The organism is Erythrobacter mangrovi (assembly GCF_013260645.1).
Lineage (GTDB): Bacteria > Pseudomonadota > Alphaproteobacteria > Sphingomonadales > Sphingomonadaceae > Qipengyuania > Qipengyuania mangrovi.
Window position 1 is genome coordinate 1,541,305 of record NZ_CP053921.1, and the last position, 20,988, is coordinate 1,562,292.

Sequence of the window (20,988 nt, forward strand, 5' to 3'; positions counted from 1 at the left end):
CGTTCCCGGCCAGTTCGCTTTGAAAGAGTGAGAATTATGGATTGGCGAATTGGCTGGGTGCCGTTTTCGGCACTGCTCGCCGCGCAAGCTGCGCAAGCGCAGTCTGTCGGATACGAGGAAGCACTTGCAGCGGTGCGGGGCGAGCAACCCGTTTTGGAAGCTGGCGCGCTGCGTGTACAATCACGGCGCGAGGCTGCGGAAGCGGCGGACGAGCTTCCCGACCCGCGTTTACGCGCAGGGGTTATGAACCTTCCGGTAAGCGGACCCGCGGCGTTCGAGCTTGACCGGCAACTTCCTACGCAAGTCGCCATCGGTATCGAGCAGGAGATACCCAATCTTGCGCGGCGACGGGCGAGGTATGGCGTTGCCAGTTCCGAAGTTCGGGTGGCGGAAGCACGGCTCGGTATGGCGGAGCGCAATCTTCTCGCAAGCGCTGGAACCGCTTGGGTCAGCTTGTTCTACGCGCAAGAACGCCTCGATCTCGCCAGCACAGCGCTCGATGAGCTGCGAGCCTTCATCCCTGTTGCCAATAGCGCAGTTGCGTCGGGCTCGGCCCGCCCGGCCGAAAGCCTCGTGATACGGCGCGAATTGCTTGGGATCGAGGATGCAGCGACGTCGATCGAGGCCGAGCGCGAGACGGCGCAAGCGCAGCTTTCCCGATACATACCGTTCCCTGACCCGGTTGCCTTGGGTGAGGCTCCCACGGCGGCTCTGGATGAAAACCAGCTTCGCTTCGAACTGGAAGGGAATCCCGAACTCATTCTGGCCGATGCGGAACGAGACCGGGCCGAAGCCGGTGTCGCGCTCGCTCGCGCTGAAAAGAGGCCGGATTTTGGGGTGAGCGTCAACTATGGTCGTCGCGACCAGGCGTTTGGCGATGCGGTGTCGGTCATGGGGTCGATTACTCTTCCGATCTTCACCGACCGGCGGCAGAATCCGCGCATCGCCGCCGCCGAAGCCGATGCCGCTGCCGCTTTGGCCGAACGCGAGGATCGCAGACGCGCGCTGGTCGCGGATTTCGAAGCCGATCTCGCCACTTGGCGCAGCACTATGCGCCAATGGCGCCGCGCGCGTGATGAACTTCTTCCGCTCGCGCGTGACCGCGTTGACCTCGAGACAGCCAGCTTTGCGGCCGGGCGTGCCGATCTCGTCGATGTGATTGCGGCGAAATCCGCACTTGCCTTGCTCGAGCTGGAAATTCTCGAACGCGAACAGGCGGCCGTGCAGGCGGCGGTCGAGCTACAACTCACATACGGGGAGGGCAGGCCATGAACTCCGTGCTCGAACGATTTACGCAGCGCCGACGCATGTTTGCGGCTGGGCTAGGTATTGCCCTTGTCAGCCTGGCTGCTGGCTACGGTCTTCACATGCTCGGCGGCGAGAGCAGCGGAGCTGGCTCGCCGACGGATACTGACTGTGAGGATGTGCTTTATTGGTACGATCCGATGGTGCCCGGACAACGTTTTGACGAGCCCGGTAAGTCGCCCTTCATGGACATGATGCTGGTTCCCAAGTGCGCCGGAGAAGCTGCGGAAGCGGGCGTCCGGATTGATCCCGGCCTTGTGCAGAATTTCGGAATTCGCACCGCAGCAGCCGAGTTCGGCGTTCTCGAACCGGAGATCACCGTTACGGGTGTCCTCGCATACAACAGCAGGGATATAGCTATCGTCCAGCCGCGCGCGGGGGGCTACGTCCAACGCACCTATGGCCTTACGCAGGACGATGTCGTCAGTCGCGGCGCTCCGATCGTCGATATTTTGGTCCCTGATTGGGGCGGCGCGCAGCGCGAGTACATTGCTGTGCTCAATACTGGCGATCGGGCGCTGGCAGATGCGATGCGGCAGCGCATGCGATTGCTTGGAATGAACGACGCAATGATCGCATCGGTCGAACGCACACGCAGAGCCCAAAACACGATCACCGTCACGGCTCCGGTGGGCGGTGCCGTAACAATGCTTGGGGTGCGCTCCGGCATGACTGTAATGGAAGGTCAGACTTTGGCCGAGATTACGGGCTTTTCGCCGATATGGCTTGAAGCTTCGGTTCCTGAAGCCCAGGCCGCAAATATCCGGCAGGGCCAGCCCATCAGTGCGACCCTGGCAGCGTATCCGGATCAGCGATTTGCGGGACGGATTGTTGCCATCCTTCCAAGCGCCGATGCCGCGAGCCGAACCATCACCGTCCGGGCTGAGCTACCCAATCCGCGCAGCAGGTTGAAACCAGGGATGTTCGCGCAGGTGTCGCTTTCACCCGACACACGGCGAGCCTTGCTGGTACCGTCGGAGGCGGTCATTCGAACCGGACGCCGAAATCTCGTGATGCTCAAGCAGGATGAAGGCGCGTTCCTGCCTGCCGAGGTCGAAATCGGGCGCGAAGCGAATGGCAGGACAGAGATACTCGCAGGCCTTGCGGAGGGCGAGCAGGTCGTCACTTCAGGTCAGTTCCTGATCGACTCCGAAGCAAGTCTTGGCGGGATCGACGTCAGGTCGATCGATGGGACCATGAGCATGGCGTCGGACGGCTCGCCAAAGATGAGGGCATACACCGCTACGGGAAGAGTGACGAAAATCGCTGGTGCTTCGATCACTCTCAACCACGCGCCGGTTCCCGCCCTCGAATGGCCAAGCATGGTCATGCCCTTCGCCCTCGCCGACGCCGCTCTAGTTGACGGTATTGAACCGGGCGACAAGGTCGAGTTTACCTTCTCGCAGCACGACACCGGTCCGCGCATCGAATCCATTCGGAAGACCGACCGATGATCGCGCGCATAATCGATGCCTCGATCGCCAATCGGTTTTTCATCGTTCTGGCGGCCTTCGCGGTCGCGCTCGCCGGCTTCTGGGCGGTGCGCGCAACGTCTGTCGATGCGATCCCAGATCTGTCTGATGTGCAGGTCGTGGTGCGGTCGAATTATCCGGGGCAAGCTCCGCGCATCGTCGAGGACCAGGTCACCTATCCGCTCGCAACGACGATGCTCTCGGTGCCGGGCGCGGAAACAGTGCGCGGCTATTCGATGTTCGGCGACAGCTTCGTCTACGTGATCTTCGAGGATGGGACGGACCTCTACTGGGCGCGTTCGCGCGTGCTCGAATATCTCAACCAGGTGCAAAACGAATTGCCCGACGGAGTGACCAGCTCGCTCGGGCCGGACGCGACGGGCGTAGGCTGGATTTACGAATATGCGCTGGTTGACCGAACGGGGAACAGCGACCTTGCTGGCCTTCGGAGCCTTCAGGACTGGTTCTTGCGCTATGAGCTGCAGACCATTCCGGGCATCGCAGAGGTCGCCAGCGTCGGCGGCATGGTCAAGCAATACCAGGTCGTCCTGGAGCCTTATCGCATGGCTTCGCTTGGCGTCACTTACAGCGATGTCGTGCGCGCCATACAAGCTTCCAATCAAGAGGCTGGCGGATCGGTGGTCGAAATGGGCGAGGCCGAGTTTATGGTCCGCGCTTCAGGCTATCTCACGTCTCTCGACGACTTCCGGCAGATCCCTCTCAAATCAGTCGGGAACGGTATACCGGTTACTCTATCCGATATCGCCACGATCCAGCTTGGCCCCGAAATGCGGCGAGGAATCGCCGAACTCAATGGCGAAGGCGAAGTCGCAGGCGGTATTGTTGTGCTTAGACAAGGCGAGGATGCGCGGGCAACGATCGCGGCTGTCGAAGAGAAGCTCGACGTGCTCCAGGCCAGTCTTCCTGAAGGGGTCGAGATTGTCACGACCTATGATCGTTCGAAGCTGATCGACGCCTCGATCGAAAACCTGACCGGAAAACTCATCGCCGAATTTATCATCGTCGCGATCGTTTGCGCGCTGTTCCTGTGGTATGTGCGATCAGCATTGGTGGCGATCGTCACGCTTCCATTGGGGGTGCTGGCGGCCTTTATCGTGATGCGGTTCCAGGGGGTCGATGCGAACATCATGTCCTTGGGCGGCATCGCCATCGCAATCGGCGCGATGGTCGACGCTGCCATCGTCATGATCGAGAACGCGCACAAGCATATCGAGCATTGGGAAGAGGACCATCCCGACGAGAAGATGTCCAACGATGAGCGCTGGAAACTGATTGCGGACGCATCGAAAGAGGTGGGGCCAGCGCTGTTTTTCAGCCTCCTGATCATAACCCTATCGTTCCTGCCGGTGTTTACTCTGCAGGCGCAGGAAGGGCGGCTCTTCTCCCCACTGGCCTTTACCAAGACCTATGCCATGGCGGCGGCCGCCATTCTGTCGGTGACGCTGGTTCCCGTTCTGATGGGCTGGCTGATCCGCGGGAAGATACCCAAGGAGGACACCAACGTCCTCAATCGCTTGCTGACCAACGCCTACCGGCCCGGTCTTGATTGGGTAATGCGCCGACCGAAAACCACTTTGGTTGTGGCCGGACTGGTATTCCTTACAGCGCTGATCCCGTTCACCCGTCTTGGAGGAGAATTTCTTCCCCCGCTCGATGAAGGCGATCTCCTCTACATGCCGAGCGCTCTGCCTGGCCTGTCTCCTGGTGAAGCGTCCGCATTGCTTCAGCGGACGGACCGACTGATCAAATCCGTACCGGAAGTCGACACCGTTTTCGGAAAAGCGGGGCGGGCCGATACAGCGACCGACCCCGCGCCGCTCACGATGTTCGAGACAACCATCCGGTTCAAGCCGCGCGAAGACTGGCGGCCGGGCATGACGCCAGAGAAGCTCGTCGACGAGCTCGATCGTGCTGTGCAGGTGCCGGGACTCGCCAATGTCTGGGTGCCCCCGATCCGCAACCGCATCGATATGCTCGCGACCGGTATCAAAAGCCCGATCGGCGTGAAAGTGTCCGGCGAGGACCTTGCCGAAATCGAGCGCGTAGCTTTGCAGGTCGAGAATGTCGCAAAACAGGTTCCTGGCGTCAGCTCCGCATTGGCAGAGCGTCTTTCGGGAGGCCGCTATGTCGATGTGGACATCGACCGGGTCGCTGCGGCGCGTTTCGGGCTGAATATCGCCGATGTTCAGCAAATTGTGTCAGGCGCGATCGGCGGCGCGAATATCGGACGGACAGTCGAAGGATTGGCGCGATATCCTATCAATGTCCGCTATCCGCGCGAGATCCGCGACAGTCTCGGAGAACTGCGCGCGCTGCCTTTGCTAACCCCCTCTGGCCAGCAAATTACGCTCGGCACCGTAGCGCAGGTGAGCGTCAGCGATGGCCCCCCCATGCTCAAGAATGAGCAGGGCCGTCTTATCAGCGTGGTCTATGTCGACACGCGCGGGCGCGATCTTACTTCGGTCGTAAGCGATCTTCAGGAGGCGGTGTCAGAGGGCGTCGATCTGCCTGCCGGTGTGAGCATCTCTTACGCGGGCCAGTTTGAATATCTCACCCGCGCCAATGAGCGGTTGCAGGTCGTCGTTCCCGCGACGCTCGGCATCATCTTCGTTTTGCTGTACCTGATCTTCCGCCGCTTCGACGAAGCGCTACTTGTTATGGGCACACTGCCCTTTGCCCTCACCGGCGGCTTCTGGCTGCTCTATCTGATGGGCTACAACCAGTCTGTTGCGACATCGGTGGGTTTTATTGCGCTTGCCGGTGTGTCTGCCGAGTTCGGCGTCATCATGCTGATCTACCTCAAGTCTGCGCTGGCCCGGCGCAGCGGTGCCCTCGATGCGGACGGCGTGGGCGAAGCCATCAGGGAGGGTGCTCTTCTGCGCGTGCGTCCCAAGGCGATGACCGTGGCCGTCATTCTTGCCGGTCTCTTCCCTATCCTCATTGGAACCGGCGCAGGTTCGGAGGTCATGAGCCGCATCGCCGCGCCGATGGTGGGCGGCATGATCACCGCACCGCTGCTTTCGATGTTCGTTATCCCCGCCGCATATTTGTTGATGCGGCGCCCCCGGCCCGAACGGCCAACCCAACCCCAAGGAGAAGAAGAATGCGTACCACAACCCTCATGAGCCTACTGGCCCTTCCGCTGGCGATGGCGGCCTGCGATTCTGGCCAGGACACTGCCCAGATGAACGACATGCCGATGGCAGAGAATGAAATGATGGACGGCGAAGATATGCCGATGATGGAACCTGGCAGCGGAATGCAAACCGCCAACGCAGAAGGCACGGTCACTGCAATCGATGCCGAAGCGGGCACGATAACCGTCGACCACGGTCCGGTCCCGGCGATCGAATGGCCTGCGATGACCATGGCTTTTGGAGCCGATGAACAACTGCGCAGCGAAGTAAGCGTCGGTGAGGGAATTGCCTTTGAATTTCGTACTGGTTCTGAAGGCAATGTGATCACGTCGATCACGAAGCAGTGAGTCGGTTGGGTGGTGCCTGGCAAACCTGGTGCCGCCCAATGAGATGCGGGGCGACCGGAATCTGGTATCGTGACGGCAATTCGAAGGTATTCGGCACAAGGCTGTAAGAGGTCTGCTGTAGAGTGAGAAAGGAAGAGCGATGAGCACGGACGCAAGCTTGCTCGAAGGCACCGCCATCGATCCCGTCTGCGGCATGAGCGTAGCGATCGACGGAGCAGAGCATATCGCGAAGCATGCGGGGGCCGAGCACTATTTTTGTTCGCCGCGATGTCACGACAAGTTCGTCACCGATCCCGAGCTCTATCTCTCGGGCGCGCATCTCGACGCGGTCGAGGATGTGCCCGAAGGCACGATCTACACCTGCCCGATGCACCCTGAAATCCGCCAGCCCGGGCCGGGTTCATGCCCGATTTGCGGCATGGCGCTCGAACCGGAAACGGTTTCGCTAGACGATGGCCCCGATCCCGAACTGGTCGACATGCGGCGTAGGTTCGGGTGGAGCGCGCTGCTCACGCTGCCTTTGTTCGTCTACGCGATGAGCGACATGGCACCGGGGCTCAGTTTCGACCGGCTGATCGAACCTGCCTGGGCGCAATGGGCGCAGTTTGCCCTTGCCACACCGGTTGTTCTTTGGGGAGCCTGGCCGTTCTTCGTTCGGGCCGTCCAGTCGCTCAAGACGCGCAATCTCAACATGTTCACGCTGATCGGGTTTGGCGTTGCCATCGCCTATCTGTTCAGCGTGGTGGCGACGGTCGCGCCCGATCTGTTCCCTGCGGCGTTCCGCGACCATTCGGGACGGGTCGGGATCTATTTCGAGGCGGCAGCGGTCATAACCACACTCGTTTTGCTCGGACAGGTCCTCGAGCTCAAGGCAAGAGGCTCGACCTCGAGCGCTTTGCGCGCATTGCTCGAATTGGCGCCGCCCAGCGCGGTCAAGATCTTCGGCTCCGGCGATGAGCGCGAGGTGCCGCTCGACCAGCTGGCCACAGGCGATCGTCTGCGCGTTCGACCGGGCGATAAGGTTCCGGTCGATGGCGAGATCGAAGAGGGATCGAGCGCCATCGACGAATCCATGATCAGCGGCGAACCGCTGCCGGTCGCCAAACAGGCTGGCGACACAGTCATTGGCGGCACGGTCAACCAGACTGGCGGGTTCGTCATGCGCGCGACCGGTGTGGGCAAAGACACGATGCTGTCCAAGATCGTCCAGATGGTGGCCGAGGCGCAGCGCAGCCGCGCACCGATCCAGCGACTGGCAGATCAGGTGGCGGGCTGGTTCGTGCCTGCGGTGGTGGTGATAGCCATCGCCACCTTCGTGGTATGGGGAATCTGGGGGCCCGCACCAGCGCTTGCCTATGCGCTGGTCAATGCCATTGCAGTCCTGATCATCGCCTGTCCCTGTGCGCTCGGTCTCGCTACGCCGATGTCGATCATGACGGGCACAGGCAAGGGTGCCCAGCACGGGATTCTGATCCGCAATGCCGAGGCGCTGGAGACACTCGAGAAAATCGATACGCTGGTGGTCGACAAGACCGGCACGCTGACGATGGGCAAACCCGATTTGGTGGCGGTGACGCCGGCAGATGACATCAAGGAAAGCGATTTCCTGGCTGCGGTGGCAGGTGTCGAAATGGGGAGCGAACATCCGCTGGCCTATGCCATTGTCGAGGGCGCGCGGACGCGCGGCGTTTCTCCTGCCAATGCCACGGATCTCGCTTCGACGACTGGGGAAGGCGTTGAAGCCAACGTCCAGGACCGCCGTGTTGCGATCGGAAATGAGAAGATGATGCGGCGCGTCGGGATCAATGACGAGGCCTGGCTGGGCTCGGCCGAAAATGGTCGCAAGCAGGGTCAGACGGTGATGTTCGTTGCGTTCGATGGCCGGCCGGCAGGCCTTATCGCGGTGGCCGATCCGATCAAGCCTACCAGCGCAGCGGCTATTGCGGCGCTGCACAAGCGCGACATCCGGGTCGTTATGCTGACGGGCGACAGCCGCAGCACTGCCGAAGCGGTCGCGCGCGAAATGAAAATCGATGAAGTGCATGCGAATGTCTCGCCCGAAGACAAGCACCGCAAGATCGAAGAGCTGAAAGCGCAAGGTCGCCGCGTCGGCATGGCAGGGGACGGGATCAACGATGCGCCTGCACTGGCCGCCGCCGATGTCGGCATTGCCATGGGCACCGGCACCGATGTCGCAATCGAAAGCGCCGGCGTGACGCTGGTTCGCGGCGACCTGACAGGAGTGGTGCAGGCCATCGTGCTGTCGCGTGGGACGATGCGCAACATCCGGCAGAACCTGTTTTTCGCCTTCGCTTACAACACACTCGGCATCCCGGTCGCGGCAGGCGTGCTGTATCCCTTCTTCGGAGTGCTGCTCAGCCCGATGATTGCGGCCGCAGCCATGAGCCTCTCTTCCGTATCGGTGATAGGCAATGCGCTGCGGCTGCGGGGTCTGCGCCTCGAAGTCTGAGAGGCCAAACTTCAGCTATACGCGTTTTTTCCAAGCGCCCATGGAGCCGAGATAGATGTCGAGGCGCTTGAAGCCCTGGCTTGCCAGCCAGCCCGCAGCAACGCTCGCCCGCATACCGCTCGCGCACATCAGCGTGTAATGGCGGTCGCGGTCGAGATCTTCCCACCGCGTGTTGAGCTCACCGACATAGATATGTGCTGACCCGTCGATCCTTGCTACTTGCCGTTCGTCCGCGTCGCGCACGTCGAGCAAGGTCCACTCGCCGCTGTCTTGATCGAGCCTGCGCGCGATTTCTTTTGTGCCGATCATGGGAATGCTGCGCATCGCTTTGCCCTGTGCGGCAGCTGGAACCACGCCGACATAGCCGCCGACAACATTATCGAGACCGATACGCACCAGATGGGCCATGGCCTGGGCTAGCTGGTCTTCCTCGGAAGCGATGAGGGCGATCCTGTCGCCTTCACTGAGAAACCATCCGGCAAAGGCCGGTATCATTCCCACCGGAAGGCACATGGCACCCGGCAGATGGCCGGCAGCGTAGGCGAGCGGCTCGCGCACATCGACCAAGTGATCGGCTTCGATCTCGTCAAGCTCTCCCAGCCCTAAGCGCCTTGGTCGTATGACCCGCGGCGCGGCATCGGCCCCTTCGAGGTTAAGCCGTTCCATCAGCCGGAAATAGGGAGGTTGGTGGTGGTGTTCTGCCACCTTCGCCTTGATGAACTCGTCGCGGTCGGAGATGCGCAGGCGAGGGTTGTTGCGTCGCTCGTGGCCGATTGTCGAGAATTCCCGATCCGCCATTCCCGACCCGCAGACCGAGCCCGCACCATGCGCCGGGTAGATAATCGCCTGATCGCCGAGGCCGCAAAGTTTCTGCAGTGAGTCGAACAGAAGGCCTGCGACCTCTTCCTTGCGCTCGGGATAGAAATCGGTGCGCCCGACATCGCCGACAAACAGGGCATCGCCGGTAAAGACGCCGACCGGTCCCTCGGAATATTCGCCGTCATGGATGATGAAAGCGAGATGATCGTCGGTGTGTCCAGGTGTTTCCAGCACCTCGATCCGCAATTGACCCAGCTCGAAACAATCGCCCTCGCGTGCGGTATTGGCAAAAACGATCTCGCCTGCCGCGTTGGGCCCGTGATAGACCTTGGCTCCTGTCAAATCGGCCAAGATCGGCGAGCCGCTGATCAGATCCTCATTGCGATGGGTTTCGAAGATGTGCGTTATCTCCAGTCCTTCGGCCCGCGCCTTTTCGACATAGATCTCGCAGTCCCGGCGCGGATCGATGACCGCTGCCTGTCCGCCCGAGCCGATGATATAGGAAAGGTGCGAGAGGCCAGGGGTTTTGATTTTCTCCAGAAACATACGATTTCCTTGTCTGTTGCTCACAACTTGCAACGTGCGGGCCTGTCACAAATCGCAAAATTATACGGCGCTCAATCGATCCCGAGTTCGGCCTTGATGGCGGCGGGACTTTCGAAATGTTCGGCTTCGGGCCTGCCGATGGCAGGCTTTGCGTTGATCCAGGTATCTTCGCACACGAAATCGAGCAGGCTCGCCGCGAGATCAGCATGACGGCAGCGGAAACAGCCTTCTGCCAAGCGTTCGTCCGTAATGACGGCATCGCCGGTGTAAGGCTCATCCAGCAGCCAGCCCGGTCGTGCGGCCGTCCATTTGATGCCTTGGGCGTCGCTGAGCATCGCTTCCATGGCGCGCATCTGCTCGAGTATATTGAACAATGCAGGCTTGGCGGTGAGTTCAAACCACGCCGGGACGCTCGACTGATGTTCGACGAAGGCAGCGGAGATCACGGCAATGCGGTCGATCTTCGTCTGTGCCATCGCCTCGAGCAGGTTGCGCGTGCCATCGGTATAGAGCGGCGGTGGATCCATCGCATTGCCCGGACCGAAAGCGACACCGAGCGTCGAGATAACCGCGCGGCAGCCATCGAGATCGCCCGCGAAATCGTCCGACAGCACATCGCATTCGATATATTCGAAGTCGCCCACCCGCTCGTCTGATCCAGGCACTGTGTGTTCGAAGGCGCGGATCGGTATGTCCGAGGCAAGGGCACGCCTCAATAGCTCGGTGCCGGTCTTCCCGCCCGCCCCGAAGACAGCGATGGGCCTCGTATCAGTCATCTGCTTGTTCCTGTTAAAACTGGCGGGGGCGACGAACGGAGGAGGCGCGGGCGCATGGGGTAGCCGGTGGCCCGCCCGTGCGCCCTGCCAGTTTCAGGCTCCTTCAGCCGGACAGGTGGTATAGCCCCAAAAGCCGAATTCATCCTTGGCTCTTGGCGCTGCGACGATCATCTCCTGCATTTGCAAGCCCGCATCGCCTTCACCATCCAACATACGGGTTTTGATCCGAAGCTCGCCATTCGAATAGCTACCGGGACCATCAGAAGCGACGGGGATCAATTTGCCATTGATCTTGATCGCTCCGCTCCCGTCACCGTCATAGACAAATGAGGGAAAGGCCACTTCGGTCAGGCGGAACTGGCAGGCCTGTCCTGCGCCCAGAGCAGCAAGGTCCGCGTCATTCATGGTCCCGGGAAGCATGAGGCCCGGGTCAACATTTGCCAGTGCACTGGCCGCATCCTCGATCGGCGCGGCAGTGGCAGGCGGGTCGAGCTGGGCTTCGCGGTCGTTGCCCGGAGCGGTGTTCGAATTGCAGGCGGCAAGCGGTAGCGCGATGAGCGCCGTGAAAGCTATCTTGTTCATGGCTGCATCTCCTCGGGCAGGCGTTCTTCGGTCCGAGGACCGTTCTGTTCGATATCGTCGATGAGATATTTCATCTCGGCGATTTCGCGGCGCTGGGCGACGATGATGGCCTGAGCGAGTTCGCGCACGCGAGGATCCTTCAGGCTCGCGCGTTCGCTGGTCATGATCGCGATCGAGTGGTGCGGGATCATCGCTGCCATATATTCGGTATCGTCGACGGTGGTCTGGCTGCGCACCAGCCACAGCGCGAGGGCGAACACGAAGGCGCCGACGCCCAGAATAATGAAGTTCTTGGTCCGGTCCTTGTACATGCCCCACATGAAGAGCAGCATGACAACCATCATCATCGCGCCCATGACAAACATCATCCAGAAGCGCGTTTCGCTCCAGAAAAGATCATCGACGGTAAAGGTGTTGGCATACATCAGGAAGAACATGATCACGGTCGAGGTCGACACCATGGCCATGAATCGCCAGTAGCTGCCGCCCCCTCCCTTGTCCGAGTGGGTCGTCTTTTCAGTCATGCTTTTTCTCCTTTTTGCATCATGGTCCAGAATAGCTGCGCCGAGCAGCTGATGAGAGCGAAGCCGGTGAGGGCCTCGACGCCGGCCAGAACTCTCAGGTGCTCGGTCGGATAAATGTCGCCCAGGCCCAGTGTGGTCACGTTGATGAGCGAGAAATAGAAGTAGTCCATCCAGTCCATGGAAGGCGCCTTGTCGAAACCTCCCAGGCCCCATTGCGCGCCCAGCCAGAAACCTGCTGCAAAAAGGATCGCGACCAGAAAATGCGACGCGAGCACGAGCAGCGAAACGGCAAGCTTTGCCAGCGTATCGCGGCGCCGGTCGAGAAGCCGGTGACCGACACCCAGAATGGCAAGGTGCGAAGCGACAGCCGAGAGGAACAGAAGGACGGCGAGAAGGAGCGCGGTGATCATGCGAGAAGCTTCGCGCCCATCCACAGACCCATTCCGATCATGAACAGATTTTCGGTCAGCGAGACGAAGCCGAGCGGCACATTGCTGCTGCCGCCCACGCAGGCGCATTTGAGCTCACGCTTGTCGATGTAGACAGCTTTGAAGACGCTGACAGCGCCGACGGTGCCGATGAACAATGCCAACGGAGCAGAAAGCCAAGTCAGCGCGCCCGCGGTCATGAGAATGCCGGCAGCGGCTTCGCCGAACGGGTAGACGAAGCCATAGGGCACCCAGCGCCGTGCGAGTAGGTCGTAGTTGAGGAACATCGTCGAGAAACTGCGCACGTCCTGAAGCTTCTGAACGGCGAGCAGGGTCATCGATAGGCTCACGAACCATTCGGCGGCCCGGACAGTGAAGAGGTTATCAAAAAAAGCCCAGCTCAGTCCGAGCGCGAGCAGAAGCGCGACCGCGAAAATCGCAATGACCGGCTGATAGCTGGTCTCGCCTTCCTCTGGCTGCGAACGGCTCTTGCCGAAGAACTCGCGGACATCGTCATAGCCGCCAATGCGCTTGTCTTCGATAAAGGTCTGCGGGGTGGTCTCGACGTTGTGCTTGTCCTTGAATGCGTCGGTTTCCTCCCTGCTGGTCAGGTGATGATCGTCGACCTCGAAACCTTGCCGCTTGAGAAGATCGACCGTCTTGATGCCATAGGGACAGACATGGTCCTCCATTACCATGCGGTAGACCGCCGCTGTTCGGGTCGTCATGAATCGCTCCATCTGTTTTGCCTGACGTGTCTCGTGCTCAACGCCGGTTTTCGGTGAACGGTTTCGAAAAACCCCGCTGCAAGAGCCTCAAGGCCCAGCGAAAAGTTGCCATCAACTCTTCTCTTCTGACCGATCATCTTTGTGAGAAGCGGGCGCTTCGGAATTGTCCGAAAGGTAAATCCATTCTCCCATGAAGACTGCGACGATGCCGATCGCCGCATAGGCGACAACGGCAGGATCGCTGCGCAATTTGGCCGCGGTAAAAGCTGCAAGGACCACGCCATCTGCCGCGAGTGCTGTAAGAAGTATTGTTGCGCGCGCGCCGACTTCCTTGCGCAGGTGACGCAGGACGCCCCAATGCACCAGCATATCCATGACGAGGTAGAAGAAGGCGCCCAGCGAGGCGATCCGCGACAGATCGAACAGGACGGCAAGCGTCCCGGCAATGACCACCGTATAGACCAGCATGTGGCTGCGAATTCCGCCGCTCATGCCGAAATGGCTGTGCGGGATCATCTTCATGTCGGTCAGCATCGCAAGCATGCGCGACACAGCAAATACGCTCGCGATCACGCCCGAAGTCGTGGCGGCGATCGCGATCGCGACGGTGAAATAGAAGCCCAGCTCACCCAGCGCCGGACGCGCCGCTGCCGCGAGCGAATAATCGCGCGCCTCGACGATCTCGGATATGCTCAGGCTCGAACCCACCGCCAATGCGACGAGCAGATAGATCACGATGCAGACCGCGATCGAGATCATGATGGTCCGACCGACATTCTTGTGCGGGTCGATGATTTCGCCGCCGCTATTGGTAATCGTGGTGAAGCCCTTGAAGGCGAGGATCGAGAAAGCAACAGAGGCGAGCATGGCTTCTGCATTCGTCAGCGAAACGGGCTGCGAAAACGCGCCTGATGAAAAACCGCTGGCCCAGATCGCCGCGACTGCGAACAGCGCGATGCCGCCGATCTTGATGGCGGACATGATGAGCGAGAAGCCGCTTACCGACTTGTTGCCCGCTGCATTGACGAGATAGGCGAAGATGATGAGGGCAAGCGCTGCGAGAGAAACGAGCCACCCGCTGCTTTCGAGGCCGAACGGGCGCAGCGCATAAGTCGCGAAGGTGCGGGCCACGAGGCTTTCATTGATGACCATCGAGAGCGCCATCAGGAGCGAGGCAGAGGCGGCGATCACGCCGGGTCCGTATGCTTTTTGCAAGATCATCGCGATGCCGCCCGAAGACGGCCATTTGTTCGACATCTTGATATAGCTGTAGGCCGCCAGCGAGGTTACCAGCGCGCCAGCGATGAAGGATAAGGGGAAGAGCGGACCGGCAAGCTCGGCGATCTGCCCGGTCAGCGCGAATATGCCGGCACCGATCATGACGCCGGTTCCCATCGCCACGCCGCCCAGCAGGGTTATCGAGCCAGCTGTCTCGCTTTGATTCTCGTGCTCATGGTCTTGCAAGACTTTCCCCTGTCGATGGTCTCCCGTTCAAGAAAGATCATGCCGGACAGTACGTTCAGCCGGGGCTCATCCCTCAAAAATATTTCAGGACAAATCCGGAGGGTTGCGTTTTGCTCGGGGCGCTCGAGCAAATTGCGGCCCAAAGCGGACTGCTTGCGCAGCTGAAAATGCTCGGCGAGTATCAAGGCACGCGTCCATCGCCGCCGATTTACTACGTCCTGAACCGGTTACGGAAAAATCGCAGCAGTGGCACCCCAATGACCGCGATGTACCAACCGTACAGAAAGCTGCCGAGAGCGCCTGCCAAAAAGCCCGAGAGGGTTAGCCATTCGAAACCGGGAAGCAGCGGCGCCCACGCTTCGTGCATGTGCACCTGTTCGGGCGCGAGCAGGCCGAAACCGATGCAGATCAGGTAGCTGAAAAGCAGGAAGAGGCTGAGTGTCCAGCCCCATATGAGAATTGAGGTTTTGACCGAATAGTCCGACATGATGGTCCTCCGTTAGAGTTGGCGCGAAAATGGCTTGTCCATAGTCACGGGTAGGATGCGAACACGCTCCGCCCGCCTGGGCCGAAGGCGATGACATCATAGGGCTGCACCTGCTCTCCGACTTCCATTCCGGGCGAGCCAAGCGGCATTCCGGGCACAGCCAGGCCAGCAACGCCTTCGGGGCGTTCGCGCAATAGCTTCGCGACGGCATCGGCCGGCACGTGGCCTTCGATGATATAGCCATCGACTTCCATCGTGTGACACGACCACAGATCCTGTGGCACACCCTTGGCTGTCTTGAGCGCAGCCATGTCGTCGGTGTCGACCGAGGCGACCTCTGCTTCGAGCCCATGTTCGACGTGACCGGCCCAGCTGAGACAGCAGCCGCATCCTGCGTCGCGGAACATCGTGTAGGTCGCGGCCTGCGCTGCATTCGAGCAGGCTGCAAGGGCGAGGAGGAGCGAGGCCGCCAGCGAACGGCGTAGCGGTCTCGAATCTTTCGTGAGGTTCATTGGACATTGCCTTTCTTGATGCCGCGCCAGAGAGAAATGGTTCCGGTCGCGGTATGGATACGATCGAGCAATTCGGCGTCTGCGAAAATCTCGGCGAGCAATTTCTCGACGGCTCCGTCGGCGCTCGGCTGGGTGTCCTTCACGCCGTCGAGAAGCTGAACGCTCGAACGGAACAGCGCGCGCATGACTGGAGCATCCTGCCCCATATAGTCGGCAATCAGCGCCATGCCCCCGGGGGCCAGCAGGTTCTCGATCTGCTCGAGGATCGCGCGTTTTTGCGAAACGGGCACCTGGTGAAGGACGAGACTGCTGACGATCTTATCTGGTTGCCAGCCGTCGGAAAGCTCGAGACTGTCAAGAAAGCCGTTGTGCCACCGGACCATATCGACTCCGGCACCGAATTTGCGCTGCGCGATCGCCAGCGCGGCGGGGTCTGGCTCAACGCCGATGAAGCCGGCTTCGGGACAGCTGGCCATCAGCGCTCTGAGCAAGGTCCCGGTGCCGCACCCGACATCGATGACCTTGTCGCCCGGCACCAATACGGCCTCTTCGACGATCGCGCGGCGCCACCGGCTCTCGCGCGTAAAGATTGCGATCGCGCGGTCATAGAACGGCGTGAGCCAGCTTTTGCCCAGCGGCGGAGTGAACTCGCGTTCTTTTGACGGAACTGCCGCGCTTTTCATGCCATGGCTCCCATTCGACGCTGGTACATACCGCTGTTGCTACAGATATCTCCTCTTACGCGTCGCCAACCCGCAGCCCTCAAAAAAGAAACTTGAGGGTTTGCGCGAAGTGTCGCGTATAGGAACCGTGCAACCGACAGGAGCAAGGGATGCGTGAAAATCAGACACTCGATGCGATGCTCGGCACCATGGCCTCGCAGAAGGCTGGCGACGTGCCGCCCGACTTCATGAACGGCGTCTGGCAGCGCGCGGGACAGCTTGGCGAAATTGTCGATCAGCGACGCAGAATGGCCTTGTTCGCCGGTCTGTTTGTCGTCGGGCTGGCAGCTGGCGCAGGGACCAGCGGATGGCCTTCCGAATATGGCGCTCCTACAGAAATTGTTGGCGAGAGCCTCGTTGGCGGAGAATCCCTGTCACCCGCTGCTTTGCTTCATGTGGGATCATAGGCGTTGAAGAAGTTTCACCTTGTCCTCGCGGTTCTGCTGGCGGCGCTCGCCGGATGCCTCGGAGCGCTTGCCGCCGATCGCTGGTCCAACGACGATGCGGAGGACAGCCTGCACCAGTTCGTGCACGATGAACTCTCGCTCACGGCTGACCAGGAGGAGCGGCTCGATGCGCTCGAAGCGCGTTTCGCGGTAGAACAGGCAAGGCTCGAAGCCTCTGCGCGCGCAGCCAACGCACAGCTCGCCCAGGCAATGGAAACCGAGCACGAATACGGGCCCGAAGTCAGTGCCGCGATCGACGAGGTGCATGCGCGCATGGGCGAATTGCAGAAAGCGACCGTGCGGCACGTCTTCGATATGCGGGAAATTCTCGATCCCGATCAGCAGCTCCAGTTCGACCGGAAAGTGTCCGCGGCCCTCACGCGCGATCCGCGTGACTGATCAGCCTTGGCAGCGGTGGATGACACTTCGAACGCAGCGCTGATCGGGCGGGCAATAGCCGGTGACAAGCGGGCGTTCACAACTCTCGTCGAACATGAGATCGCCCGGTTGATCGCGCTTGCCACGCGTATGCTGGGTTCACCATCGCAGGCCGAAGATGTCGTCCAGGACGGTCTCGCTTCGGTCTGGCTGACACGGCATCGCCTCGACCCGAGCAAGCCCATCGGTCCCTATTTGACGACAATCGTTCTCAACAAGTGCCGCGACAAGCTTCGCCGGAGGAAAGTTGCGGGCTTCCTTGGCTTGCCGAGCGGCCGGGAAGCCGACGCCGTTGCCGACGATGCCCCTAATCCCGAAAATGTTGCCGGAGCCCGCGAACAGCTGCGGCTGGTCCAGGTCGAAATCGGGCGCTTGCCGGTGCGGCTGCAAGAGGCGCTCGTGCTGGTCACTGTCGAGGGGTACAGCCAGGCCGAGGCTGCCGAGCTGCTCGGCACCACGGAGAAGGCCGTCGAGACGCGCATCTATCGCGCGCGCAACCGGCTGAAGGAGCGGTTCGAAAACTTTGAGGGGTAGCGCAGGTGGCCGCGTAAGTGACGGTATACGCATTTTCAGGAGCCCCCTATGCCAGCCGTTAATCGCCGAAAATTTCTTGGAACAGGAGCGGGGGGAATAGGCCTGCTCGGCCTCGCCGGTGCAATGCCGGCATGGGCACGCGGTGCGAACATCTTGGCGGGAAACGCCCGCAAGGGGCTGGACGAGGTAGCTGGACCGAATATCGACCTCACTGTCGCGCGATCAGCCTTCGCGACCGGCAACAGAAGCGGTGGAGCCATCGCCGTCAACGGCTCGATTCCCGGCCCCTTGTTGCGCTTGAAGGAAGGTACAACCGTCCGGCTCAACGTCCATAACCAGCTCGAGGAAGACACCTCGATCCACTGGCATGGGCTGCTCGTGCCATTCGAGCTCGATGGCGTGCCGGGTGTGAGTTTTCCGGGCGTCAAACCGGGCGAAACCTTCACTGCGGAATTTCCGGTGCGCCAGTCCGGCACCTACTGGTGGCACTCGCATAGCGGCCTGCAGGAACAGGCTGGGCACTACGGCGCTATCGTGGTGGATCCGGCGGGGCCCGATCCGGTTCAGGCCGACCGTGAATATATCGTGGTGCTGAGCGAATTCAGCGAAATGTCGCCCCACACGATATTCGACAAGCTCAAAAAGGGCGAAGGCTACTTCAACTACAACCAGAATACCTGGACCGACGACTATCCGCTTTCGGGCGAGGATCGCCGTATGTGGGCCAGAATGCGCATGATGCCTACCGACATCCTCGATGTGTCGAGCGCTGCCTACACTTACCTCCTCAATGGTCACGGACCGCTCGACAACCTGGAATATCTCTTCCGCCCGGGTGAACGCGTGCGGCTGCGCTTCATCAATGCCGGCGCCATGACCTTTTTCAATATTCGTATTCCCGGCCTGCCGATGACCATCGTTCAGGCGGACGGGCAGAACGTCGAGCCGGTTGAGGTCGACGAGTTTCAGATCGGCGTGGCCGAGACCTATGACGTCGTCGTGACGCCGGGCGCGCAACAGGCATACACGCTGGTCGCTGAGTCGATGGACCGCTCGGGCATGGGTATTGCCACGCTGGCGAGCGCACCCGGCGCGCGCGCCGCCATTCCGCCGCTGCGCGATCCACCGCTCCTGACCATGGCTGACATGGGCATGAGCGGCATGGACCACGGCTCGTCTGGCGACGCCGGCATGTCGGGTATGGACCATGGAAGTGGCGGCGACATGGCAGGGATGGACCATGGTTCTTCCGGCCAATCCGAGATGGCAGGCATGGCCGGAATGTCGGGTATGCAGATGCGGGATACCTCGCTCCTGCCACCCGATGTCAAGGTCGGTCCCGGTCTCGACATGGTCTCGATGAACCCGGTCGACCGTATGGGCGATCCCGGCATCGGTCTCGCCGATGTCCCGCATCGCACGCTCGACTATCGCAAGCTGCGCGCTCTGACGCCGCACCGCGAGGGCCGCACGCCGTCACGGCGAATGGAAATTCATCTGACCGGAAATATGGAGCGCTACATGTGGTCGTTCGACGGCAAGAAGTTCTCCGCCGTCTCCGACGAGCCGATCCGTTTCGCCTATAACGAGCGCGTGCGCGTGAAGCTCGTCAACGATACGATGATGGCGCACCCCATTCACCTGCACGGTCATTTCTTCGAGCTGGTCAATGGCGCATCGGCCGATCGTCAACCGCTCAAGCACACGGTAATCCTGCAGCCGGGTGGCAGCGCGCAGTTAGATCTGACGGCGGACGAGCCGGGCGACTGGGCTTTCCACTGTCACCTTCTCTATCACATGCATGCCGGGATGTTTCAGATCGTCACGGTCGCCAATCCCGACGGGAGCGAAGCATGAAAATTCGTATTGCCAGCCTGCTCGCATCGGTCGCAGCCGGCTCAGTTCTCGCCTCCCCCGCGGCGGCGCAGCATGCCGGTCATTCGCCGGCGGAGCCGCAGCAAGGCGCCGAGGCGCAGGCTGACGCGAAGACAAAGTGCGAGGAGGAAGCCGAGCGCCATCGCGCGATGGGGCATCCGGTAGCAGATGGAGCATGCGAACCGGCTGCTCAGTCTGAAGCCGCCATGGACCACTCCGAGATGGATCATTCAACCATGGATCATGGTTCGATGACCGCTCGGGACGGTCATTCGAGCATGACAATGCCGATTGACGCTGCCCGTCCACAGGCATCGCCCGAAAGTCATGAAGGAATGGATCACGGCTCGATGCCGCAGGGCAAGCCTGCCGAAGGCGCGATGGATCGTTCGCAGATGAATCACGGCGAGATGGGACAGGCGGAAGCCAGTTCGTCGATGGACCATGGGCAGATGGATCACAGCCAGATGAACCATGGGCAGACGCCTTCGCAGGACATGCAGGGCATGGACCATTCGGCGATGCAGATGGGCTCGGATGCCGATATCCCGCTGTTGCCGCCTCCTCCAGAAGCAGGGAGCGGCCCAGCGCGCGCGGCGGTTGCGATCTGGGGCGAGGAAGCCATGAACGAAGCGCGGCGCGAACTTGTCCGCGAGACCGACGGCGGGATTCGCTTCTGGTTTCAGGGCGACAGGCTCGAATACCGCGCCCGCGATGGGAAGGATGGATATCTGTGGGACATCCAAGGATATTATGGCGGTGACATCGACAAATTCTGGTTCAAGTCCGAAGGTGAGGGCAGCTTTGGCGAACCCATAGAAGGCGCCGAGGTCCAGGCGCTCTGGAGCCGCGCCATTGCGCCCTTCTTCGATTTCCAGGCGGGTGTTCGCCAGGACCTCACCGCTCCGGAGCGCACCCATGCGGTGATCGGTATCCAGGGTCTCATGCCGTACCGCTTCGAGATCGATGCCGCGGCCTTCGTCTCCACCAAGGGCGATGTGACCGCGCGTATCGAGGGCGAGCTCGACCAGCGGATCACCCAGCGCCTTATCCTCCAGCCAAGGGCGGAACTCGCGCTATCGGCACAGGACATTCCCGAACTCGGTATCAGCGCAGGTCTCGACCGGATCGAGGCAGGTCTGCGTCTTCGCTACGAGTTCGGACGCGAATTCGCGCCCTATGTTGGCGTTTCCCAGGAATGGCGGATCGGTGACAGCGCCGATTATGCCCGCGCCGTAGGGGAAGACCCCAGCGTGACGAATTACGTCGTAGGCTTACGATTCTGGTTTTAAGAGAAGGAAATATACAATGAGAACAAGACTATCTCTAAGCGCGGTCGCCCTGGCCTTGGCTGC

The 20,988-nt window shown here is 60.9% G+C and carries 20 protein-coding genes; 10 read left to right on the forward strand and 10 right to left on the reverse strand.

The genetic code is table 11. From position 1 onward, the window contains the following. The first annotated feature begins 36 nt into the window (after positions 1–36). The 5 genes from HQR01_RS07975 (at position 37) to HQR01_RS07995 (ending at position 8,752) form a co-directional block, all read left to right on the forward strand. A complete protein-coding gene (locus HQR01_RS07975) occupies positions 37–1,272 on the forward strand; it encodes a TolC family protein (RefSeq protein ID WP_152434344.1) in 1,236 nt (411 codons plus the stop codon). Continuing rightward, positions 1,269–2,759, forward strand: a complete 1,491-nt coding sequence (locus HQR01_RS07980; RefSeq protein WP_173214097.1) for an efflux RND transporter periplasmic adaptor subunit — start codon at positions 1,269–1,271, stop codon at positions 2,757–2,759. The genes HQR01_RS07975 and HQR01_RS07980 overlap by 4 nt, the downstream gene beginning before the upstream one ends. Beyond that, positions 2,756–5,923, forward strand: coding sequence for an efflux RND transporter permease subunit (locus HQR01_RS07985; protein WP_152434346.1), 3,168 nt, complete (start codon positions 2,756–2,758; stop codon positions 5,921–5,923). Before HQR01_RS07980 ends, HQR01_RS07985 begins: the two co-directional genes overlap by 4 nt. Continuing rightward, complete coding sequence (locus HQR01_RS07990; protein WP_172970324.1) at positions 5,920–6,282, forward strand: copper-binding protein; 363 nt, start codon at positions 5,920–5,922, stop codon at positions 6,280–6,282. Before HQR01_RS07985 ends, HQR01_RS07990 begins: the two co-directional genes overlap by 4 nt. Positions 6,283–6,421: 139 nt before the next feature. Next, positions 6,422–8,752 (forward strand): heavy metal translocating P-type ATPase, encoded by a 2,331-nt coding sequence (locus tag HQR01_RS07995; RefSeq protein WP_173214099.1) that lies wholly within the window; start codon positions 6,422–6,424, stop codon positions 8,750–8,752. A 15-nt stretch (positions 8,753–8,767) separates the two neighbouring features. Here HQR01_RS07995 and HQR01_RS08000 read toward each other — a convergent pair whose 3' ends face one another. The 10 genes from HQR01_RS08000 to HQR01_RS08045 form a co-directional block, all read right to left on the reverse strand. Next, positions 8,768–10,117, reverse strand: a complete 1,350-nt coding sequence (locus HQR01_RS08000) for an MBL fold metallo-hydrolase (protein WP_173214101.1) — start codon at positions 10,115–10,117, stop codon at positions 8,768–8,770. A 71-nt stretch (positions 10,118–10,188) separates the two neighbouring features. Continuing rightward, a complete protein-coding gene (locus tag HQR01_RS08005) occupies positions 10,189–10,893 on the reverse strand; it encodes an NAD(P)-dependent oxidoreductase (RefSeq protein ID WP_173214103.1) in 705 nt (234 codons plus the stop codon). Positions 10,894–10,986: 93 nt separating this feature from the next. Beyond that, positions 10,987–11,475 carry a DUF6692 family protein gene (locus tag HQR01_RS08010; protein WP_173214105.1) on the reverse strand — a complete coding sequence of 163 codons (489 nt, stop codon included), beginning with the start codon at positions 11,473–11,475 and terminating at the stop codon, positions 10,987–10,989. Then, a complete protein-coding gene (locus HQR01_RS08015; RefSeq protein WP_010412760.1) occupies positions 11,472–11,999 on the reverse strand; it encodes a DUF305 domain-containing protein in 528 nt (175 codons plus the stop codon). The genes HQR01_RS08010 and HQR01_RS08015 overlap by 4 nt, the downstream gene beginning before the upstream one ends. After that, entirely contained in the window at positions 11,996–12,409 is a 414-nt protein-coding gene (locus HQR01_RS08020) for a potassium channel family protein (RefSeq protein ID WP_173214107.1), read from the reverse strand. Before HQR01_RS08020 ends, HQR01_RS08015 begins: the two co-directional genes overlap by 4 nt. Then, a complete protein-coding gene (locus HQR01_RS08025) occupies positions 12,406–13,155 on the reverse strand; it encodes a glutaredoxin family protein (RefSeq protein ID WP_173214109.1) in 750 nt (249 codons plus the stop codon). Before HQR01_RS08025 ends, HQR01_RS08020 begins: the two co-directional genes overlap by 4 nt. Before the next feature lie 111 nt (positions 13,156–13,266). Further along, a complete protein-coding gene (locus tag HQR01_RS08030) occupies positions 13,267–14,550 on the reverse strand; it encodes an APC family permease (RefSeq protein ID WP_234030307.1) in 1,284 nt (427 codons plus the stop codon). A 280-nt stretch (positions 14,551–14,830) separates the two neighbouring features. After that, positions 14,831–15,106 (reverse strand): hypothetical protein, encoded by a 276-nt coding sequence (locus HQR01_RS08035; RefSeq protein WP_173214113.1) that lies wholly within the window; start codon positions 15,104–15,106, stop codon positions 14,831–14,833. A gap of 44 nt (positions 15,107–15,150) precedes the next feature. Beyond that, positions 15,151–15,618, reverse strand: a complete 468-nt coding sequence (locus tag HQR01_RS08040) for a DUF411 domain-containing protein (protein ID WP_011413847.1) — start codon at positions 15,616–15,618, stop codon at positions 15,151–15,153. Next, the gene (locus tag HQR01_RS08045) at positions 15,615–16,301 is read right to left on the reverse strand and encodes a class I SAM-dependent methyltransferase (protein ID WP_011413848.1); all 687 of its coding nucleotides are present in this window, start codon (positions 16,299–16,301) and stop codon (positions 15,615–15,617) included. Before HQR01_RS08045 ends, HQR01_RS08040 begins: the two co-directional genes overlap by 4 nt. A gap of 149 nt (positions 16,302–16,450) precedes the next feature. Between HQR01_RS08045 and HQR01_RS08050 the strand changes: the two genes are divergently transcribed. The 5 genes from HQR01_RS08050 to HQR01_RS08070 are packed head-to-tail and all read left to right on the forward strand — an operon-like array spanning position 16,451 to position 20,925. Beyond that, the gene (locus HQR01_RS08050) at positions 16,451–16,747 is read left to right on the forward strand and encodes a hypothetical protein (protein ID WP_173214115.1); all 297 of its coding nucleotides are present in this window, start codon (positions 16,451–16,453) and stop codon (positions 16,745–16,747) included. A gap of 3 nt (positions 16,748–16,750) precedes the next feature. Continuing rightward, positions 16,751–17,185: a periplasmic heavy metal sensor gene (locus HQR01_RS08055; RefSeq protein WP_173214117.1), complete on the forward strand. Its 435-nt coding sequence runs from the start codon at positions 16,751–16,753 to the stop codon at positions 17,183–17,185. A gap of 15 nt (positions 17,186–17,200) precedes the next feature. After that, positions 17,201–17,758: an RNA polymerase sigma factor gene (locus tag HQR01_RS08060; protein WP_325064488.1), complete on the forward strand. Its 558-nt coding sequence runs from the start codon at positions 17,201–17,203 to the stop codon at positions 17,756–17,758. Between the two features lie 48 nt (positions 17,759–17,806). Further along, positions 17,807–19,615, forward strand: coding sequence for a copper resistance system multicopper oxidase (locus tag HQR01_RS08065; RefSeq protein ID WP_173214121.1), 1,809 nt, complete (start codon positions 17,807–17,809; stop codon positions 19,613–19,615). Further along, a complete protein-coding gene (locus tag HQR01_RS08070) occupies positions 19,612–20,925 on the forward strand; it encodes a copper resistance protein B (RefSeq protein ID WP_173214123.1) in 1,314 nt (437 codons plus the stop codon). Before HQR01_RS08065 ends, HQR01_RS08070 begins: the two co-directional genes overlap by 4 nt. Positions 20,926–20,988: the final 63 nt, after the last annotated feature.

Bases quoted from the DNA above. Each gene is read 5' to 3' on its own strand.
- HQR01_RS07995 (WP_173214099.1), top strand. From the start codon at position 6,422: ATGAGCACGGACGCAAGCTTGCTCGAAGGCACCGCCATCGATCCCGTC.
- HQR01_RS08010 (WP_173214105.1), bottom strand. From the start codon at position 11,475: ATGAACAAGATAGCTTTCACGGCGCTCATCGCGCTACCGCTTGCCGCC.
- HQR01_RS08035 (WP_173214113.1), bottom strand. From the start codon at position 15,106: ATGTCGGACTATTCGGTCAAAACCTCAATTCTCATATGGGGCTGGACA.
- HQR01_RS08020 (WP_173214107.1), bottom strand. From the start codon at position 12,409: ATGATCACCGCGCTCCTTCTCGCCGTCCTTCTGTTCCTCTCGGCTGTC.
- HQR01_RS07990 (WP_172970324.1), top strand. From the start codon at position 5,920: ATGAGCCTACTGGCCCTTCCGCTGGCGATGGCGGCCTGCGATTCTGGC.
- HQR01_RS08005 (WP_173214103.1), bottom strand. From the start codon at position 10,893: ATGACTGATACGAGGCCCATCGCTGTCTTCGGGGCGGGCGGGAAGACC.
- HQR01_RS07975 (WP_152434344.1), top strand. From the start codon at position 37: ATGGATTGGCGAATTGGCTGGGTGCCGTTTTCGGCACTGCTCGCCGCG.
- HQR01_RS08045 (WP_011413848.1), bottom strand. From the start codon at position 16,301: ATGAAAAGCGCGGCAGTTCCGTCAAAAGAACGCGAGTTCACTCCGCCG.
- HQR01_RS08040 (WP_011413847.1), bottom strand. From the start codon at position 15,618: ATGAACCTCACGAAAGATTCGAGACCGCTACGCCGTTCGCTGGCGGCC.
- HQR01_RS08050 (WP_173214115.1), top strand. From the start codon at position 16,451: ATGCGTGAAAATCAGACACTCGATGCGATGCTCGGCACCATGGCCTCG.
- HQR01_RS07985 (WP_152434346.1), top strand. From the start codon at position 2,756: ATGATCGCGCGCATAATCGATGCCTCGATCGCCAATCGGTTTTTCATC.
- HQR01_RS08070 (WP_173214123.1), top strand. From the start codon at position 19,612: ATGAAAATTCGTATTGCCAGCCTGCTCGCATCGGTCGCAGCCGGCTCA.
- HQR01_RS08030 (WP_234030307.1), bottom strand. From the start codon at position 14,550: ATGGGAACCGGCGTCATGATCGGTGCCGGCATATTCGCGCTGACCGGG.
- HQR01_RS08025 (WP_173214109.1), bottom strand. From the start codon at position 13,155: ATGACGACCCGAACAGCGGCGGTCTACCGCATGGTAATGGAGGACCAT.
- HQR01_RS08000 (WP_173214101.1), bottom strand. From the start codon at position 10,117: ATGTTTCTGGAGAAAATCAAAACCCCTGGCCTCTCGCACCTTTCCTAT.
- HQR01_RS08015 (WP_010412760.1), bottom strand. From the start codon at position 11,999: ATGACTGAAAAGACGACCCACTCGGACAAGGGAGGGGGCGGCAGCTAC.
- HQR01_RS08065 (WP_173214121.1), top strand. From the start codon at position 17,807: ATGCCAGCCGTTAATCGCCGAAAATTTCTTGGAACAGGAGCGGGGGGA.
- HQR01_RS07980 (WP_173214097.1), top strand. From the start codon at position 1,269: ATGAACTCCGTGCTCGAACGATTTACGCAGCGCCGACGCATGTTTGCG.